This is a genomic window from Listeria sp. MAN/IMW/UF555 (assembly GCF_058684075.1).
This window is the reverse complement of sequence record NZ_JBZWZS010000001.1, coordinates 1,119,777-1,139,242: the sequence shown is the minus strand read 5'-3', so window position 1 is coordinate 1,139,242 and position 19,466 is coordinate 1,119,777. Positions and strand designations below refer to the sequence as shown.

Here is a 19,466-nt window from a genome sequence, read left to right as displayed (position 1 = left end):
AAAAGTGCGGACAGAAATAGAAGTAAGGGCAAATGATTGGTTAATAAATGCTGGTTTAACTGGTTTTCTAAATATCGTTGGTAAAGAAAATGTAAGAATGAACGGGCAATCTATTTATTTTAAAGCTGATTTATTAGTAGGGTTTGAAGATAAATATTTTAATTTTTTCATTCAAGAATACAAAGAAACATTGGCTTGGTTTAAAATTGTTTCTTATAAAGATACAATGGAGCGATTTAGAGCGGAAGACTTTGCTTCTTTTGATGAAAAAGCATTAAATGATTTGAATAAGTATATGAAAGATGTTGTTAAATTTTATTTAAAGAAGTCTAACTATATTAAGGTATTTTCGTTAATTGATGCAAAAGCTAATGTTACTAAATGGTTAGAAAATTTAAATGCAATTAATCTAACTAAAAAGCAACAATGGGGAGATGTGAAAATTGATATAGTTGAAAAAGTGAAGCGAAATTATATTCAGCTAGACTTTATTATCGATTTTTGTTTAGGTGAAAAGGGTCTTAAGTACCTTGGGGCAAAGAATCTGATTTATTCCGTTATCAATAAAGGATGGACGGGTACGTCTTTTCTGTATACAAAAACAAAACTTGCAGATCCTTATTTAGATTACAAAACTAGTTTTCTGGATCCAGTATTAGATTATGTAGATTCAGATTTATCTAAAGCAAAATATAATTGTTTCAATTGTAATCTGCCTATCAAAAATCTGAAAACTGGGCTTAGTTTTATGAATGATATTGGTTTTGATATAGAGAAGAAAACTTCGCACGTATGGGATTTTAACAATGATGTTGCGACTTGTCCGATTTGTCGTTTGATTTATTCATGTGTTCCAGCTGGATTTACGTATGTGTACGGAGAAGGTATGTTTATCAACGATTCATATGGCGTAGAGGAGTTGCATCGTGTTAATGAACGTATGCGGAATTCTATCCTGCGCTTTAATAAAGATGGAATTAATTCAACCAATACTTACCGAGCGCTTGTGGAGTCTATTACGATGGAGCATGAAAATAATCGTCGCTATGAACTGGCGGATATTCAGTTAGTTAGATACGAAAATGAGCATTATCGTTTCAATTTACTTTCTAAAAAAATGTTGCATATTGTAAATGATTCAAAGGGAATATTGAAAGGTTTAATTCGTTGTGGCTACAAAGAAGGTAATTTGAATGTTAATTTGTACAAAGAAGTTCTTCAGCATTTAATTAACAATGAAAATTTATTTACGCTTATTCATAAATTAATCTACTATAAGCAAACTAGTGTAAATGGGTTGTATTACAATATGGGGCACGTTTCAGGGATTTTAGATATAAATACAAAATTTTTGAAGGAGATGGAAGTGATGACAAATATTTCTCAAAATCAATTATGGTTCGTTCAAAATTGTGGAAAGGAATTTAAGGAAGGTTATGTTAAGAAGAAGTCAGAAAATAAAATTTCGGGAATAACATACAAATTATTAAATTCGTTAAAGGTCAATGATAAAGATGGATTTATGGATACTTTATTAAATAGTTATTCCTATTTAGCTATGCCTATTCCGGATGTATTCATAAAAATGTTTTCGAATGATGAAGCTTTTAAATCAGTAGGTTATGCATTTATGCTTGGAGTAGGTGGAGAGAAAACTAAAAAAGAAGACGGGGGAAACACAGATGAAAAATAAAGGACTAGCAATGACAATTATTTTCCAAGCAGAAAGTGCTAACTACGGGGAGTCTCTTGGTAATATTTCTTCACTTAAAAAGATTTCTAGAAATAACGGTGACCAATATACATATATTTCTCGCCAAGCAATTCGCTACAACTTAATGGATCAAATTGGAGAGAAAGAAGCTCCTGTAAAGGCAGAAGGTGGCGGTGATAAGAAAGTCATTCAATTCCTGAGTGAAGCGACTATTACAGATTTCCCAGAACTTGATTTCTTTGGTTACCTTAAAACAGAAAAAGGAAGCGGTGGGCAGAAACGTTCTGCAAAAGTCCGATTATCTAATGCAATTTCGCTTGAAACGTTTAAGGGTGATTTGGATTTTCTAACGAATAAAGGTCAAGCCGATAAATTAAATGAAAACATGAATATCGCACAAGCTGAAATTCATAAATCTTATTATCGTTATACCATTACGATTGATTTAGATCAAATTGGCATTGATGGTGAAATTGCACTTGATAATAAAGAAAAAGCTCGTCGTGTGAAAAAATTGATGGACACAGTAGCGTTCTTGTACCGTGACATTCGCGGGCGCCGAGAAGATTTAAAACCACTTTTCGTTATTGGCGGAGTTTATGATGTGAAAAATCCTGTTTTCCAAAATGTTGTAGATGTAACAGATAACAGTATTGTTATTAAAAATATTAAAGATTTACTTACGTATGAAGATATTAAAGAAAATACGAGAGTGGGTATTATTGATGGACAATTTGCTAATTCTGATGAAGTGAAAGCCGAACTAAAAGCAGAATCTGTGCCGGCATTCTTTAACGATATTAAAGGAAAGATTGATGCTTATTATGAAAGCAATTAGAGTAAAACTTTGGCAAGACTTGGTGAATTTTAAAAAACCAACTAGTTTTCAATTAAAAGAAACGTATCCTTTACCGCCTTATTCAACTGTAATTGGGATGGTTCATACGCTTTGTGATTTTACAAGCTATCATGAAATGAAAATTAGTATTCAAGGCAAGTACTTTTCGAAGGTGAATGATTTAGCGACGAGGTATGAGTTTAAAAATGGGATGACTTATGATGCATCACGACACCAAATTAAAGTAGATAAGTATGGTGTTAGTCGTGGTGTATCAACTGTTGAGCTTCTTGTGGATTTGGAACTACTGCTGCATATCATTCCTGAAGATCCATCACTCGTACCGATCATCGAAAAAGCATTTAGAGAGCCAATCGAGTTCCCATCGCTAGGTCGCCGAGAGGATATTGCGACTATTCAAAAGGTGGAAGTTGTGAATGTGGAGAAACGGCAACCTAAAAAAAGCACAGAAATATCAGATGGTTACAATGCCTATGTGCCAATCTCGCTCACTGAAAATAATTCTATTCATTTCAAATCACATGAAAGCTCAGTTGGTCGTGATAAACTGCTAGGCACAAGGTATTTGCTAACAGAAAAATATGAAAGAGTTAACCACGGAACAGAAAAAGCACCTAAGTTTTTCCGTAAGTGGCGAAAGAAAGATGTTATTTACTCAAGTAGAATTTTTGTCTCTAAGAAAGATGTTTTCTTTTTTGATAAAGATGATTACTTAGTCTTTATTGAAGAAGAGGAGTAATAATAACAAACAATTACCCCTTGAATGTATAGTGTTCAAGGGGATTTTGTATAAGGAGCGGCTTGAGATGCAGAAATATTTAGCGAAATCTAATCCAGAAGAAACAATTCAAGAACATACGGATAATCTATTAAAAAACTATCAAAGACTAAAAAAACTATACCCAGCTGTGGAAATAGATTGGTATTTACTAGAATTAGTTTGTTTACTACATGATTTAGGGAAAATGAATCTATTATTCCAAACGAAATTAGGTAATGCTTCTGGTAAAGGTAAAGAAATTCCGCATGGTTATTTGTCTGTTGCATTCGTTCCGGATAGTAAACTTGAAGAAATGGGATACTCGGAGGATGAAATTAAAGTTGTTTATCAGGCAATTGCACGACATCATGAAAGAAAATATGATTTTTCTGATTCAGAGTGGAAAAATGAAATTATTAGATTAGAAGAGCAGTGGGAGGATTTTAATTACAGTCAGCTAGGAGAAAATGCGGAATATAGTAGTGAGGTAGAAATGTTGTATTTCTACCCAGGATCCCGAATTTTCGAAGGTAACTCCGCAGCGGACGCAGAAACATTCAAAAAATACGTTCTACTAAAAGGCTTACTCAATCGAATTGACTTTGCAGCGAGTGGGGGAATTGATGTAGAACTTGAGAATGACTTCTTGATGGATTCGATGGAAATGCAACTAGGCCATTTTAAAGCAGAAAATCCAGAAGCTGATTGGAATGCTTTGCAAAAATATATGATGCAGCACCAAAATGAAAATATTGTCGTTATTGCTGAAACTGGCATGGGGAAAACGGAGGCAGGGCTGCTTTGGCTTGGGAATAATAAAGGTTTTTTCACGCTACCATTGCGGGCAGCAATCAATGCAATTTATGAGCGAATCACAAAAAATATTGTTACGACCAATCAAGCCGAGCGAGTGGGTTTACTTCATTCGGAAACATATAGTCAGTATTTGCTGCATGAAGGAAATGCGGAGATGGATATTGATGAATATTATACGAGGACGAGGCAAATGTCTTTACCTATAACTATTTGCACGCTCGATCAATTGTTTGATTTTGTCTTTCGTTATGCAGGTTTTGAACATAAATTAGCCACTTTATCTTATTCCAAAGTGATTATTGATGAAATCCAGATGTACTCACCCGACTTACTAGCTTATTTGATTTTAGGGTTATCTTATATTGATAAATTTGGTGGGAAGTTCTGCATTATGACGGCGACTTTACCGGGAATAGTGACAGATTTACTTTTAGAAAATGGAGTGGATTTTGTCCAACCAGAAGAGAAATTTGTATCGTCGCGAATTCGCCACAGCATGGAGATGGTTCATACAGAGATTGAAAGCGAATTTATTAAACCATTTTTTAACAATAATCGAATTTTAGTTATTTGTAACACTATTAGTAAAGCGAAAAAAATCTATTCGGAGTTAAAAGAGCATTTTCAAGGCGAGGAAATTCATCTCATTCATAGTCAATTTATTAAAAAAGATCGTTCGGCTAAAGAAAAAGCAATTTTAAAAGATGGGCAAAAAGATAGTACGAAAAAATGTATTTGGGTGGCAACGCAAGTCGTGGAGGCTTCTTTGGATATAGATTTTGATTTACTGTTCACGGAGCTATCGGATGTTAATGGACTGTTTCAACGGATGGGCAGATGCTATCGAAACCGGGCACTGGATGTAGATACGAATGTCTATGTTTTTGATGGTGGTGCAAAAGTTTGCTCAGGAGTAGGGACTTTTATCGATAAGTTGATATTCGAAAATTCTAAGACGATTTTGAATGAGCATGTTGGCGTTTTGACAGAAGAGAAGAAAATGGAGCTGGTGGAGCGGGTTTATTCAGCAGAGGCTTTACGTGGTAGTGAGTTTTATAACGATTTGAGAAAAACGATAAACTATGTGAAAGCTTTTGACAGTTATGTAATGGATAAAGCGGATGTTCGTATGAGATTTAGAAACATTAATTCCGTTTCTGTCATTCCGGAAAAAGTTTGGCAAGATAATGCGGAAGAAATCAATTCTTATTTTGCTACTCTTCGTAAAACCTCTAAGGAAATATCAACAAAAGAGAAAATGATTGCAAGAACCAATTTAGCAGAATTTATGGTGAGTATTCCTGACTATCTTTATAGGAAAGGCGAGGGCGTTGTGCACGAAATAAACGGTTATGAGAGTGTTATTAAGTTTAAATGTGATTATTCGGATGAGATAGGGATTTTTATGCGGTGAGCTCTCTTTAACAGAGATTTTCAAACCGCTAATTGCTGATCGGATTATTTTTAGTTTGTTAAACAAAAATATTATTACCCAAGATGACTTTGAAAAAGAGGCAAACTTTTGCTATATGAAAAAAGCAGCTCGGCAAAAGGTATTACAAGCATATGATTTACGGATGAAGGAAACGATTAAACATCGGGATTTAGGAAGAAATGTATCTTATCGACATTTAATTCGCTTAGAATGTTATAAATTAGTAAAGCATTTAATGAATGACAAAGAATACGAAGCATTTAAAATTTGGTGGTGAAGATATGTATGTAATTTTAATTTATGATATTTCAATCGAAAATGGTGGAGCAAAAGTCTGGAGAAATGTATTTAAGATTTGTAAAAAGTACTTAACTCATGTTCAAAAATCAGTTTTTGAAGGTGAAATAACTCCAGCGCTTTTAGTTAAGTTAAGGATGGAGTTAGATAAGTATATTCGAGATGATCAAGATTCAGTAATTGTTTTTTCTAGTAGACAACAAAGATGGCTAGAAAAAGAATTTTGGGGATTAACGGATGAAAAGACTTCTAATTTCTTTTGATGTTCTCGGTCTGTCGACCTTTAGTAGTGCGAAAAATAGTGGGGTTCGACAGATTTTGGGAAATCATTGGGGGAGAAAGAGTTTAAAGTTTTTAAGCGAAAATCTAAAGGGATAAGTTATGATTTTTACGCAATTTTTAAGAGGTCGACAAAAATAGTGATCTGAGTTATGATGGGAGTAGGCGTAAAATAGAGCGGGTTTTAACTACTTATTATGAAATGTAAATGTTGGAAATGTTAATCCTTCTGGAAAAGGCATGAACGGTTTTAACTACTTATTATGAAATGTAAATTCGATTTGCAAGATGATCGGTGCAGGCTTGCTATGTTTTAACTACTTATTATGAAATGTAAATAGCGTAAATGCTCCCGGCGGAAACACTGAAACAAAGTTTTAACTACTTATTATGAAATGTAAATTCAATAAAAGCAAAACGATGATGACGGCAATTACGTTTTAACTACTTATTATGAAATGTAAATCACTCAAGTAACAACTTGGAACGCCCGCTACTGATTGTTTTAACTACTTATTATGAAATGTAAATATTATGGGCGGGGATATCTATATTAGATCTACAAAGTTTTAACTACTTATTATGAAATGTAAATGAAATTCGTCAATCTGCACTTTGCACTTTTGCGTGGTTTTAACTACTTATTATGAAATGTAAATAGCCTTGACACGTGCCAGTAATATTTTCCCAAGAAAGTTTTAACTACTTATTATGAAATGTAAATCTAAATATGGCACTTGGTTAATCACTAACACAGAGCGTTTTAACTACTTATTATGAAATGTAAATCGCTCAATGAACTGGGGTATGATGCGGAGTGGCGAGGTTTTAACTACTTATTATGAAATGTAAATGTGGTAAAATTGGCGGTTTTTTCATCAATATTCGGGTTTTAACTACTTATTATGAAATGTAAATTTGTAATCTTCGAATGTTTTCTTTCCATCGGCAACCGTTTTAACTACTTATTATGAAATGTAAATATACAAATCGATGAGGGAGCAGAGCTACAAGAAATAAGTTTTAACTACTTATTATGAAATGTAAATGAATCCGATGTAATGATAGGCACTTATCCTTGTACTGTTTTAACTACTTATTATGAAATGTAAATTTTAAATAGAAAAAGCGGCATAAAAAGTTGTGGTTGAGTTTTAACTACTTATTATGAAATGTAAATTCATTTATAGCGACTATGAGGACGCAGACATCGTCGTTTTAACTACTTATTATGAAATGTAAATATTTAAATGAACTTGCTGACGGATTGACGAATAAAGGTTTTAACTGCTTATTATGAAATGTAAATACAACATGTCAAAAGGCAAATTAAAAAAGACTAGGTTGTAACTACTTATTATGAAATGTAAATTCTGGTAATGGTAGAGTATAATAATTAGTTCCTCCAGTTTTAACTACTTATTATGAAATGTAAATAGTATAAGCACAGCAATTCAGACAGCTATAATCTGTTTTAACTACTTATTATGAAATCGTAAACTTCCTCTTAAAATTTATCTCTCAAAAATAAAAAAGGCCAGGACCCAAATCCAAGCCTTTTCCTACACTCCTCTAAACCAACAAAACCACAACCAACGCCAAAACCGCCGGCAAGCCCTGCTTCAACAAAATCCCCTTAGAAGAAGTCGCACCGCCAAACAGCGCCGCCACAACTACACAACTCAAAAAGAAAATCTGCACAGTTTCCGCAAATCCTGCCCCCGCGAAAAACAATCCCCACACAAGTCCTGCCGCAAGAAAGCCATTATAAAGCCCTTGATTCGCAAATAGTGTCTGTACTTTCTTATTCGCAAGTAGTTTCTTCTCGACACCAAACGTCTTGGCTGCGAGTTTGGTATTGGAGAAAAACATTTCTAAAATCATTATATAAATATGCTCGATCATTACGATGAAGGTTAAAATAAATGCTAAAATGGCCATAAAAAATCCCTCTTTTCTACTCCGAAGTATAGCATAGCTTGTAAATTTTTCGTAAAAATAAAGCTTGAAACGTTGACTTATTGGCAAAATCTCCGTAATATCAAACGTAGACTACTTATTTTTAGTCTGAGAAGGGGGAAATTATATGCAGCAAGAAGCAACAGGTGGGCAGAAGATTCGCCCAATACCAATTATTGCCTCATTTTTGATGGCAGGTTTTATTGGACTATTCAGTGAAACTGCTCTTAATATGGCGCTTAGTGATTTGATACAGGTGTTTGATATTAGTTCAGCGACAGTGCAGTGGCTTACGACAGGTTATTTGCTAACGCTTGGAATATTAGTGCCGATTTCGGGATTGCTTTTACAATGGTTTACAACACGAGGTTTATTTTTTACAGCAGTGAGTTTTTCGATTGCAGGCACGCTGATCGCGGCGCTTTCGCCAACGTTTGCGATGTTAATGATTGGACGCGTAGTGCAAGCAGTAGGTACGGCGCTATTACTACCGTTAATGTTTAACACGATTTTACTGATTTTCCCAGAGCATAAACGTGGCTCGGCAATGGGTATGATTGGGCTGGTAATTATGTTTGCACCAGCAGTTGGTCCGACAATCTCAGGACTTATTTTAGAAAACTTGACTTGGAACTGGATTTTCTGGATTTCCTTGCCATTCCTTATTATTGCGTTATTATTCGGAATGAAATTTATGCAAAATGTTTCGGTTGTTACGAAGCCGAAAATTGATATTTTATCGATTATTCTTTCGACGCTAGGTTTTGGTGGAGTTGTATTTGCCTTTAGTAGTGCGGGAGAAAATGGTTGGGGAAGCGCGACGGTATTAGTTTCAATTATCGTTGGTGGAATTGCGCTTGGACTCTTTGTTTGGCGCCAACTAACAATGGAAAAACCTTTGATGGACTTGAAAGTATTTAAATACCCAATGTTCACATTAGGACTTATTTTAGTATTTATCAGTTTTATGATGATTCTTTCGACGATGATTTTACTACCGCTTTACTTGCAAAATAGTTTAGCACTCGCGGCATTTTCGGCGGGATTAGTATTACTTCCGGGTGGGGTGTTGAATGGTTTAATGTCACCATTTACTGGGCGTTTGTTCGATGCATACGGTCCACGCGCACTTGTTATCCCAGGGTTTATCGTAGCGGTTATTGCACTATTTTTCTTAACGAGAATAGAAGTTGGAACATCTGCATTAACCATCATCGTGCTTCATTCGGTATTGATGATTGGGATTTCAATGGTAATGATGCCGGCACAAACAAACGGATTAAACCAATTACCGCCAAAATTATATCCTGATGGCACGGCGATTATGAACACATTGCAACAAGTTTCCGGCGCGATTGGAACGGCTGTTGCGATTACAATCATGTCTGCTGGACAAAAAGCTTATATGGAAACGGCGCAAGGGATGGGACCTGAACAAATGGTCGCTTCACTGACAGCCGGAATTCAAAATGCTTTTGTTTTTGGACTGATTATGGCTTGTATTGGCCTTCTATGTTCGTTATTTATTCGTAAAGCTAAATAATAAAGCGAAGAGAACTTCTCGTAATGAGAGGTTCTTTTTTTGTTTTGACAAATGGGTTCTGAGTGGTTAAAATAATATTAAATATAGTTTATAAAGTTTGTTTAATAACTTTACGAATGGAGCGATTGATAATGGCACTTCCTCGTGATTTAAAAGAGTTGAATAAGAAAAATATCAAGTCGATTTTACGCCACCAAGGTGCAATGACAAAAGCGGAAATCGCCGAAGTGACTGGACTTAGTGTAGTTACAGTGAATAAGTTGATTCGTGATTTAGTGGAAAATGAAGAGATTTTAGAGCAAGATAATTCAGTTGCGACTGGCGGAAGAAGAGCTGTTTCGTATAAAATTAATCCTAATTTTCAGCAGGTGTTAGTTATTAGTTTGCAAGAAAAGTGGAAGAAAATTACTTATTCTTTTTCGGTCTATAATTTGCTTGGTGAGCCGGAGTTTGTGGAGGATATGTCTGGGGAGGATTTGGACATTACTGCGCTGAAACGGAATACGAAAGATCTTGTTTGCGCTTTTCCGAAGATTTCTTGCGTTGTAATTGGGGTGCCAGGGATTGAAATTGGTGGTAAGCTGCGCGCGATGGATTTTCCGCTACTTTTAAATGTGCAACTGCGGGAGACTTTGGAGGCGGAAGTAAATTTGCCAGTGTTGGTTGAGACGGATACGAATGCGGCAATTTTAGGGTATAAAAATCGGCCTGTTGTAGAGGAGAACATTGTGGGACTTTACTATCCGGAACGTTTTCCTCCAGGTGCTGGATTGTTAATGAACGGCGAGATTTTGAAAGGGCAGAATGGGCTCGCTGGGGAGATTAAGCATATGCCGCTTCAAGTGGACTGGGATAACTTTGACTTTTCGGTCGATGAAATTAAAGCACATATTCGAAAAATGGTGCTCCTCACGATGAGTTTTTACGATCCGGAAACGATTGTGTTATATACGAACTTTTACTTTGGGCAGAAGGATTTTACCGAGGAACTGACGGAAGAGTTGAAGCAAGTTTATCCGTATGCGACTTTGCCGAAAATTGTGTTGTCGCGTAAGTTTACGACGGATTATCGGATTGGGCTTTTGGCGTTTGGGATTGATTATTTGGAGAATAATATGACGGATTGGCGGATATAAAAAAGAGCCCTTTGACAGGCTCTTTTTTACTTATTTAAAGAAATTCGGTAAATACTCTTTATGCGCTTCTAAAAGTTCGTCCAGCATTTCGCGGGCTACAGATTCGCTTGGAGTTAGTGGGTTGATTGTCATTGCAAGGAGTGCTTTGTCGTAATCACCAGTAACTGCTGCTTCGGCTGTTAGGCGCTCGAAAGTTTTGATTTCTTGGATGATGCCGTTGATAGCGATTGGAAGGCGTCCGCTTGCTAGTGGAATTGGACCTTGGCGAGTGATGACACAGTTTGTTTCTACTGCGGAATCAGGGTCAATATCAAGGATGGCACCATTGTTACGAGTATTAACGATTTGAATGTCGCGTTTGTCGTTGTAGATAGAGTTAATTAGGTTACATGCTGCTTCACTGTAGTAAGCGCCGCCGCGTTGTTCTAATTGTTTTGGTTTTTCAGCAAGTTCTTCTTGTTTGTAAAGCTCGAAAAGTTCAGCTTCTACTTTTTTAACAACTTCTGCACGAGTACCATGTTCTGCGTATGCGCGAGCTTGGTCTTCTAGTTGTTGTTTTGTTTGCCAGTAGTAGCGCAAGTAGTCGATTGGAATCATATTAAGTGTACGTAAGAACGTTTTGTCCCAACCAGTTGCATTGATATTTTTAAGGCTTGAGCCAGCTTCATCTTCTGTCATTTTGAAAACAACATCTTTTGTTACGTCTTTGCCATTATGGTAAACAGTTTTCGCGAATACCATGTGGTTTAGACCAACGAATTCTACGTAAATTTCAGAAACGTCTACGCCAAGAGTTTCAGCGATGTTACGTTCGATGCCGATAGGACCGTTACATAAACCGACAACTTTCTTTTGGTTACTGTAACGAAGAACTGCTTCTGTTACCATTCCTGCTGGGTTAGCAAAGTTGATTAACCAAGCATCTGGGCAAAGGCGTTCCATGTCTTTACAAATATCTAAAATAACTGGGATTGTGCGAAGTCCTTTGAACATGCCACCTGGTCCGTTTGTTTCTTGACCAACAACGCCATATGAATTCGGGATGCGCTCATCTTTCACACGTGCGTCTAATAAACCTACACGTAATTGTGTTGTTACGAAATCTGCGTCTTTTAAAGCTTCTTCACGGTCTAGTGTTAAATGTACTTCCATGTCAACGCCAGCTTTTTCTACCATACGTTTTGCTAAATTACCAACGATTTCTAATTTTTCACGGCCAGCTTCTACGTCTACTAACCATAGTTCACGAACTGGTAATTCGTCTTGACGTTTAATAAATCCTTCGATTAGTTCGGGTGTATAACTTGATCCGCCACCAATAGTCGCGATTTTAATACCTTTAGTCATTATTTATACCTCCAAGGATATTTTTTTGAAAAGGCTTACTTAATTGTTAGTGTCCTTTTCTTCTCACAGTTATAGTATAGGAATATTATGGAGAAATAGCTAGTATTTGGTTAGGTTTAGGTAAGGATTTTCTAAGTAGGAACTTGTCACATTTGAGTAACGAGGTGTTACATGGTAAAATAAAGCGAAAAGAGGTGCGGAAATGCTTTTTTTGGATAAAAATTTGGAGTTAAATGATACAGAATTAGATATTTATAATTATATTGTGGCGAATTTAGATAAGGTTGTTTATATGCGGATTCGCGATTTGGCGACGGAAGCGCATGTGAGTACGACGACAATTCTACGTTTTTGCCGAAAATTTGGTTGTAATGGTTTTTCGGAGTTTCGTGTGAAGTTGCAGCTTTATTTGGAAGAGCAGAAGTTGGCGCAAATCGATATGGCGGATGAAACGACTTATATCGATTTTCTGAAACGGACGGCGCAACCAGAATTTAAAGCGCAAATTCAAAATGCAGTAGAAATTCTCCGCGACCGCGAACTTGTTTTATTTGCTGGGGTGGGTTCATCGGGCGTAATCGCTGAATATGGCGCGATTTATTTTTCGTCATTATTCACGCTGGCACTACATATTGAAGATCCGCTCAACCACCCGTTTTACCATTTATCGAGCAAATTATCTGATAAAATCTGCATGATTGCGATTTCGGTGGAAGGTGAAAATGAAGACATCATTCGCTACATTCACCAACTGAAGGCGCAAAATTGTAAAGTAATTTCGATTACAAATAGCGCGAAATCGACCATCGCGAGGCTATCTGATGCGAATATTGCTTATTATATTAATAAGGAAATGTACCAGGAAGCCAACATCACTTCCCAACTACCGGCACTATATACAATTGAAAATATTGCCCGGGAAATAAGAACCCAAATTGACAAAGAAAAAATGTAAAAAGCTAAGTTTTGCTTGGATTTCCGAGTAAAACTTTTTTTGTAACAAAATTGTCACTTACGAAGAATTTTTTATTTTGCTACGATAGTTCTTTGGAGGTGAAATTATGTACAGTAATATGAAAGAGAAGGTCGTTTTTACACTTATTATGTGTTCTTTAATGATTTTATGCATGAGCTCTTATAATATCTTTCTTGAAAATGGTATTGGCGCGGATTCTTTTATGATTATTCTAAAAGCGTTTGTTCCGTTTCTTTTTATTGGATTTTTATTAGACTTTTTTGTAGTAGGAAAAATCGCGTCTCGTCTGCACGCCCTTTTGGTAAGTGAGGATGCTTCGAAATTTAAAAAGATCATCATGATGCAATTGTTAATGGTTACGTTTATGTGTGTGCTTATGTCGACCCTTAGCCTGATTGTAAACCAAGGCGAATGGAGTCACTTAGGTATTCTTATTTTGCGCAACTATTTTGTGGCTTTATTTTTGCAAATTTTTATCGTGTCACCGTTTGTGCGATTAATTAGTCCGCGGATTTTTGCCCTTTTGTAAAAATGAAAAAAACGCTTAGTCGAGTTTAGACCCGGCTAAGCGTTTTTTTATTTATGTTCGGCATAATAAGCATCGAGCGCGTCTTCCACGGTTTTCTTCGTGTAGCCGTTATCGATAATATAGCCAAGATCATGTTTTCTAAAGCTGGTTTTTAAATGGTCAATTAGGTCAGCGAAATAATATTCAATGCCTTTATCATCAAGCCATTTGAGCAAGTCTTTCATAGATTCGGTAGCGGTTGTATCGATATTAATAATCGCACTCGCTTCAAAAATGACTAGTTTTGTATCATCTTGGACAGCTTCTTTTAAGCCATCTGCGAATTTGTTAAAGTTCCCAAAGAAAAGGGAAGCGCTATAACGATAAATAACTACATTTGGAATAGGTTTTGCTTCTGGTTTACGTTTTAAGTCAAAGTAACCATGGCGTCCGTCAATCACGCCAAGAATCGCAATTGGTGATTTCATTGAGCGACTGACTACATTGATGAACGATAAGAAAATTCCAAGTAGTACCCCGAAAATTACACCTACTAAAAGTGTTCCAAGAGCGGCAACAATCCAAACGGTTGCTTCACGACGAGAAACTCTGAATAAACCTTTTAACACATCTACATCAATAATGCCCACAAGAGCGGCGAATACGATACCTGAAAGAACTGGTTGTGGCATATAGTAAAGTAAGCCACTTAAGAAGGCAACAATCAGTGCGATAATGGTTGCGGCAACAATCGAAACCATTTGTGTTTTACCACGAAATTGCTCGTTTGCAGCTGTTCTTGATACGCTGGCACTCGCTGGAGAACAACCAGAAAACGCAGCGACGAAATTAGAAATCCCGTAAGCGAATAACTCACGATTATCATCAATCGTATATTTGTTTCTCATTGCAAAACTTTCACTTGGTAATAGTGAACCGGCAAAGGTAGCGATAGCACAAACTAAACCGCCACCAATCGCAAGTGCCCATGAACTTGCTCCAAAATCAGGAAGTGCAAGGGAAGGGAAACCAACCGGGATTTTACCGACAATATCTACATTATATTGGTCGAGTTTGAAGAAATAAGCTGCCATTGTTCCGAGTACTAAGACAACAAGTGACATCGGAATTTTTGGAATTACTTTTTTACAAGTTATGACAATGATGATTGTAACGATACCCATTGCAAATGAAATCCAATTAGACTGGAAAAATTGACCGAAAATAATACCTAAACTAGAAAAGAAACTATCTCCGCTTTCTTTAAGTCCCATTATTTTTGGAATTTGCCCCATAATAATGGAAACACTAAGTCCTGAAATGAATCCACTTAGAACTGGAGCAGATATGTATTTTGCGAAACGACCTAATTTTAAGACGGAGAAAAGTACTAAAAAGACTGCACAAAAGAATGCTAGAATCGGGGCGAGCGCGATGGCTTCTTTGGATCCTGCTGCAAGTCCAGCTGTTCCTAAGATAATGGACCCAGTAATGGCGCTAGCTGTCGCATCAATCCCAAAAATCAATTGCGGCGAACTGGCAAAAATAACATAAGCAATAACCGGCAAAAATGATGCATATAAACCATAGATGGGTGGAAGTCCAGCTACTTGCGCGTATCCCATTGCAACAGGAATTGTCAGTGCAGCAACCCCAACACCTGAAATAACATCATTTCGTAAATAGGATGCTTTATACCCATTTAATGAAAGCAAGATGTGTTTAAACATAAGTTCCTCCCTTTAAAACATAGTAATTTTCTTCTTCTACAATATTATTTAAATCTTATACTATTTACCCTGTTATAAGTTATACCAACCCTATTTTGGTGGATTAATTAAAAAAAACCGCGATTTTCGTTAAAAAGAAAATCGCGGTTTTTTTAATTGTTTTTGGCATAAATCGCCATAGCTTCTTTCAGAAAAGCAGAAAGGCCATCACCAAACTGGTCGATATTTTTAGTGAAACGTTCATCTGCCACGTACATTTCTCCGAGTCCTGCAAATGCTTCAAGCGAGTATAAATTCCCGTGAGTATCATTTAAATATTGGAAAAACTGGTGGACTGCTTGTTGGGCTTCATTTGATTCTGGGGCGGATTTTCTAACAGCGGCCAATTGGCGAAATTCTGCATCAAAACTTTCTTTTATAGCCATTTGTTCTTTTTCATTCATATTAGTGATTTTTTCATTTGCTTGATTTACAACTTTATCTCCCCAAAGTTTTCGTGCTTCTTCTTCATATGGATTAGTTGAAAAGTCAAAGCCAGTAAATTTTTCTTCATTCGTCATAATTATTTCTCCTTTTTCGTTCTTGATGGTTTGATCTAAGGTTTCGAGCATCGCTTCAATTCGTGTTTTTTTCTCTATTAATAAATGGCGTTGCAAGGATAAAGCGACTTCTTTATCAAAACTAGGATCATCAAGAATTTGCTTTATTTTTTTCAAAGGGAAATCGAGTTCTTTAAAGAAAAGAATTTGTTGTAATTTGTCGACATCTTTTTCTGAATAAATACGATAGCCGTTCCAGTCGTCTTTTTGCGGGACGAGTAGGCCGATTTTATCGTAGTGATGCAGCGTGCGCACACTTACACCAGTGAGTTCAGCTAATTCTTTTGTTTGCATGAATGATTCCTCCTTCTGATTTCAACTATAAAGTATGACGCGACGTAGTAGTCAAGAAAGTTTTTTTGTTTATTATAACTCTTTTAGTGGAAAAGTGTTGCTAGTAAATAAGTTGTTCGCGTTAATTGTAATAAAATAAATAAAACCATGGAAAAACTTATGACATTCTCGTATAATGGAGTGTAAATGTGTCTAATTTGTGAATGGAATTAGCGAGAATAAAAAGGGGATAGCATCATGACGGGGAAAATAAAATCCATTAGTACGTGGCTATGGCATCATCTAACACCGCAAATATTTGCGGTTATTTGTGTTTTTATTATAACTATTATTGCGCTTTTTGTGCCACCGTATATTGGTATGGCTGATAATGGAGACTTTTTTAGAATATTCTCAAGCAATGGTTTATTTGTAAATAATGCTAATTATGACGCGTTACAATTTGGACATTTTGTGAAGGAGTTCGGGATTTATCAATATTTTAATGAAAATCAAGTTGCGATATACTCCTCGCAAAGTATTTTTATTCAAATTGCGCTTCTTTTAAATAAAATTTTTTGGTCAACAACTGTTTTTGATGTACGTTTTTTAGGTGCTTTGCAATTAGTGCTTCTATTGCCAGCAATTTACTTATTAGTGGCTGGTTTAACGGCAAAAATGAAAGGTTGGTCTGGTTACGTTATTGCTGCGCTAACTGTATTTATTTTCGCAGATACCGCTTATACAGCTTATTTTAATTCGTTTTTTAGTGAAGGACTTATTTTGATTATGATGCTGTATATTTCAGCGGGATTTTTACTTTTATATCACCATAAATATAACGACTATGCGATGTTAGGCTTGATTTTTGTAGCGTCCCTTATTTTAATTACGGCCAAGCAGCAAAATGCGCCAATTGCGGTTGTGATTGCAGTTTGCGGTATACTCGTGTTTTTCATCCGGAAAAATCGCGCGTTTCGGATTTCGGCTGCGGCTACCTTTTTTGTTATTTTCATGAGCGGTGTAGTGATGTACGCATTCATTCCAGGAGAGTTTGTCACGATAAATCAGTATCAAACAATGACTCGCGGTGTGTTGCTTGATTCGGAAAATCCAGAGAAATCACTCGAGGAAATGGGAATGAACTCTGAATTTGCTTTACTTAAAGGAACCAACTTTTATCAAAAATATAAAATGATTGATTTAGACTCGAAATTAATGGAACAGGAATTTTATCCAAATTATAATTTTGTCACGGTTTTAAGTTATTATTTGGAAAATCCGAAACAATTTGGGAAAATGCTTGATTTATCCGCGCAAAATAGTTTTTCAATTCGACCATTTGAAATGGGTAATTTTGAAAAAGCGACAGGATATAAATTTAAAGAGAAAACGCATTTTTTCTCGGCTTACAGTGATGTGAAAGAAAAACTTGCTCCGGAGAAATTCACGTTTTTGATTTTATGGGCGCTTGTTTTTCTGATTGGATATGGTGTGAGCGCGTTTAAACATTTCCGCGAGAAGAACATTCGGGGAACGCTACTGTTTGATTTAGTCGTTTTACTGATTGGCTCAGGATTTGCAGTGATTTTAGTGACAATTGTTGGTGACGGAGAAGCGGATTTAACGAAGCATAATTTCCTGTTTAATGTTTGTTTTGACTTAACGATGTTGATTGGCGCGGCTTCATTACTCGAATTTTATTTGAAGAAACGAGGTGAGCGGAATGCGTAAAAAAATCATTATAAGTATTCTCTTTGCCTGCGTCGCTCTCGTAGTAACTGCCCATCCTCAAACAGCAAAAGCAGATAGTGATGTGGTCGTTTTTTATGATAGTTTGGCAAAAGGGACGGATAACGAAGGGAATATGGACTCGCTACTTCGAATGTTAAACAGTTTGGGAAAACGGGTGACGGTCTACTCTTGGGAAGAAAATCCGGATCTAAGTCAAGCAAGCGAAATTATCGTACTGCAAAATAAAAAGGATCAATTAACGGACAAATGGAACGAGAAATTAGCTGAAAGTAAGGCGAAAATCGCATATATAGGTGCAAATCCACCAACTTTCTTAGCGAATAAATTGCAGTTGCAAACAAAAGCGATTACAGATACTTCCATCACTATTAAAACCGAGGCAGGACTAGCGGGAAAACCTCAGTTAGTGAGCGAAACGAATTTAATTACTTCCTATAAAGGAGAAGCGTTAGGCGAAATGGATGCTGCGGAAAATGGCAAAGCAGCATACGGTATTCGAGCTGGAAATTATGCATATACGCCAATATTTCAAGCAAATAATACGAGTGAATTTGCGTTGATGGATTTACTCAAAGCAGTATTTGAAATTAAAACTACGACGAATCAATATGCACTTATAACGGATGTAAACCCGTTTGTTGATTTTGATTTACTTAAAAAAACGGCAGACACATTTTATGAAAAAGGAATTCCTTTTATTATAAGTGCTGGGCCGGTTTTCTATAATCAAGATTTTCAAGCAGCAAAAAATTATGCGGAAATTTTACGATATGTACAAGCAAAAAATGGCACTATTATGATGGATGTTCCAGTCGTTACGTATGGAGATAGTCCGCCGGGAGACCTTGAAAACATTATCCAAAAATCGTTACATTTTTTTGCAGACCATGATATAGCGGCACTCGGTGTGACAGCAGAACTATATTGGAATTTTGATAAAGTATATGGTACTGAAGGCTTTGAACCATTTAACACTGGAATTTTACTACCGAACCAAAAAATTATTCATACAACGAAAAAGAACAACGGTAGCGCTTTTGAAAAGTCACCTTATAGTGTAGCGAATGATTTTTATGAAACGACGACAAGCGGAAAAAACTTCCCTGTTGATATAGCGGTGACTTATTCATTTTTCCAGAATGAGAAGGAGTTAAAGGCTGCTGCGAACAATCTGGCAAATGAAAACATAAGTGACTTCCGGTATAAAGATCATCAAGTAAAAACAAATAAAGACACAATCGAATCAAATGCTGGCTCGCTTTATATCAATAATCAGTCCGTAACGCTAGATGGTGATTTAAAGTATATTAAAACAAATAAAGATAAAACTAAAAAACAAGCTGGTAGTCTAGAAGGATTTTTCGGCTATCAAAATACATTTTTCACGATAATTATTGTACTTTCTCTTGGAATTATTGGTGTTTTATTCATCTTTGGATACCGGCTTTATATGAAAAAATATATGAAATGAGGTGAAATA

The 19,466-nt window shown here is 36.1% G+C and carries 16 protein-coding genes and 1 CRISPR repeat array; of the genes, 12 read left to right on the top strand and 4 right to left on the bottom strand.

The features are described from left to right. Positions 1 to 4: 4 nt before the first annotated feature. The 6 genes from cas8a1 (at position 5) to cas2 (ending at position 6,144) form a co-directional block, all read left to right on the top strand. On the top strand, positions 5 to 1,693 hold the full coding sequence (cas8a1, locus tag AC4PG8_RS05710; RefSeq protein WP_492170127.1) for a type I-B CRISPR-associated protein Cas8b1/Cst1: 1,689 nt from the start codon (positions 5 to 7) through the stop codon (positions 1,691 to 1,693). Then, positions 1,683 to 2,552: a type I-B CRISPR-associated protein Cas7/Cst2/DevR gene (gene cas7i / locus AC4PG8_RS05705; protein ID WP_070753592.1), complete on the top strand. Its 870-nt coding sequence runs from the start codon at positions 1,683 to 1,685 to the stop codon at positions 2,550 to 2,552. Before cas8a1 ends, cas7i begins: the two co-directional genes overlap by 11 nt. Then, entirely contained in the window at positions 2,530 to 3,312 is a 783-nt protein-coding gene (gene cas5b / locus AC4PG8_RS05700; RefSeq protein WP_185512876.1) for a type I-B CRISPR-associated protein Cas5b, read from the top strand. Before cas7i ends, cas5b begins: the two co-directional genes overlap by 23 nt. Before the next feature lie 67 nt (positions 3,313 to 3,379). Further along, complete coding sequence (gene cas3 / locus AC4PG8_RS05695; RefSeq protein WP_185512875.1) at positions 3,380 to 5,563, top strand: CRISPR-associated helicase Cas3'; 2,184 nt, start codon at positions 3,380 to 3,382, stop codon at positions 5,561 to 5,563. Between the two features lie 16 nt (positions 5,564 to 5,579). Further along, complete coding sequence (gene cas1, locus AC4PG8_RS05690; protein ID WP_312025204.1) at positions 5,580 to 5,861, top strand: CRISPR-associated endonuclease Cas1; 282 nt, start codon at positions 5,580 to 5,582, stop codon at positions 5,859 to 5,861. A 4-nt stretch (positions 5,862 to 5,865) separates the two neighbouring features. Further along, entirely contained in the window at positions 5,866 to 6,144 is a 279-nt protein-coding gene (gene cas2 / locus AC4PG8_RS05685; protein WP_003721310.1) for a CRISPR-associated endonuclease Cas2, read from the top strand. 197 nt (positions 6,145 to 6,341) lie between these two features. Continuing rightward, a CRISPR array of direct repeats spans positions 6,342 to 7,660; the repeat unit is 29 nt; unit sequence GTTTTAACTACTTATTATGAAATGTAAAT. Between the two features lie 72 nt (positions 7,661 to 7,732). Here the strand turns inward: cas2 and AC4PG8_RS05680 are convergent. Beyond that, positions 7,733 to 8,101, bottom strand: a complete 369-nt coding sequence (locus AC4PG8_RS05680) for a DUF1304 domain-containing protein (protein ID WP_185512874.1) — start codon at positions 8,099 to 8,101, stop codon at positions 7,733 to 7,735. A 145-nt stretch (positions 8,102 to 8,246) separates the two neighbouring features. Between AC4PG8_RS05680 and AC4PG8_RS05675 the strand changes: the two genes are divergently transcribed. Together AC4PG8_RS05675 and AC4PG8_RS05670 are read left to right on the top strand one after the other, a co-directional pair. Continuing rightward, on the top strand, positions 8,247 to 9,662 hold the full coding sequence (locus AC4PG8_RS05675) for a DHA2 family efflux MFS transporter permease subunit (RefSeq protein WP_003770629.1): 1,416 nt from the start codon (positions 8,247 to 8,249) through the stop codon (positions 9,660 to 9,662). Between the two features lie 131 nt (positions 9,663 to 9,793). Continuing rightward, positions 9,794 to 10,798, top strand: a complete 1,005-nt coding sequence (locus AC4PG8_RS05670; RefSeq protein WP_492170126.1) for an ROK family protein — start codon at positions 9,794 to 9,796, stop codon at positions 10,796 to 10,798. Positions 10,799 to 10,828: 30 nt separating this feature from the next. Here the strand turns inward: AC4PG8_RS05670 and AC4PG8_RS05665 are convergent, their stop codons facing one another. Further along, complete coding sequence (locus tag AC4PG8_RS05665; RefSeq protein ID WP_003726689.1) at positions 10,829 to 12,145, bottom strand: 6-phospho-beta-glucosidase; 1,317 nt, start codon at positions 12,143 to 12,145, stop codon at positions 10,829 to 10,831. 202 nt (positions 12,146 to 12,347) lie between these two features. Here AC4PG8_RS05665 and AC4PG8_RS05660 point away from each other — a divergent pair, with 202 nt between their 5' ends. Both AC4PG8_RS05660 and AC4PG8_RS05655 read left to right on the top strand, forming a co-directional pair. Next, positions 12,348 to 13,100 (top strand): MurR/RpiR family transcriptional regulator, encoded by a 753-nt coding sequence (locus AC4PG8_RS05660; RefSeq protein WP_003726690.1) that lies wholly within the window; start codon positions 12,348 to 12,350, stop codon positions 13,098 to 13,100. Positions 13,101 to 13,206: 106 nt separating this feature from the next. Beyond that, positions 13,207 to 13,650 (top strand): DUF2798 domain-containing protein, encoded by a 444-nt coding sequence (locus AC4PG8_RS05655; protein WP_185481838.1) that lies wholly within the window; start codon positions 13,207 to 13,209, stop codon positions 13,648 to 13,650. Positions 13,651 to 13,697: 47 nt separating this feature from the next. Here the strand turns inward: AC4PG8_RS05655 and AC4PG8_RS05650 are convergent, their stop codons facing one another. Continuing rightward, positions 13,698 to 15,359, bottom strand: a complete 1,662-nt coding sequence (locus AC4PG8_RS05650; RefSeq protein ID WP_003760615.1) for a SulP family inorganic anion transporter — start codon at positions 15,357 to 15,359, stop codon at positions 13,698 to 13,700. A gap of 152 nt (positions 15,360 to 15,511) precedes the next feature. Further along, entirely contained in the window at positions 15,512 to 16,252 is a 741-nt protein-coding gene (locus AC4PG8_RS05645) for a MerR family transcriptional regulator (protein WP_010990469.1), read from the bottom strand. Between the two features lie 237 nt (positions 16,253 to 16,489). On the opposite strand from AC4PG8_RS05645, the gene wsfD reads away from it, so the two are divergent. Continuing rightward, the gene (wsfD, locus tag AC4PG8_RS05640; protein WP_492170125.1) at positions 16,490 to 17,965 is read left to right on the top strand and encodes a glycan biosynthesis hexose transferase WsfD; all 1,476 of its coding nucleotides are present in this window, start codon (positions 16,490 to 16,492) and stop codon (positions 17,963 to 17,965) included. Continuing rightward, complete coding sequence (locus tag AC4PG8_RS05635; RefSeq protein ID WP_160464198.1) at positions 17,958 to 19,457, top strand: DUF2334 domain-containing protein; 1,500 nt, start codon at positions 17,958 to 17,960, stop codon at positions 19,455 to 19,457. Before wsfD ends, AC4PG8_RS05635 begins: the two co-directional genes overlap by 8 nt. Positions 19,458 to 19,466 lie beyond the last annotated feature (9 nt).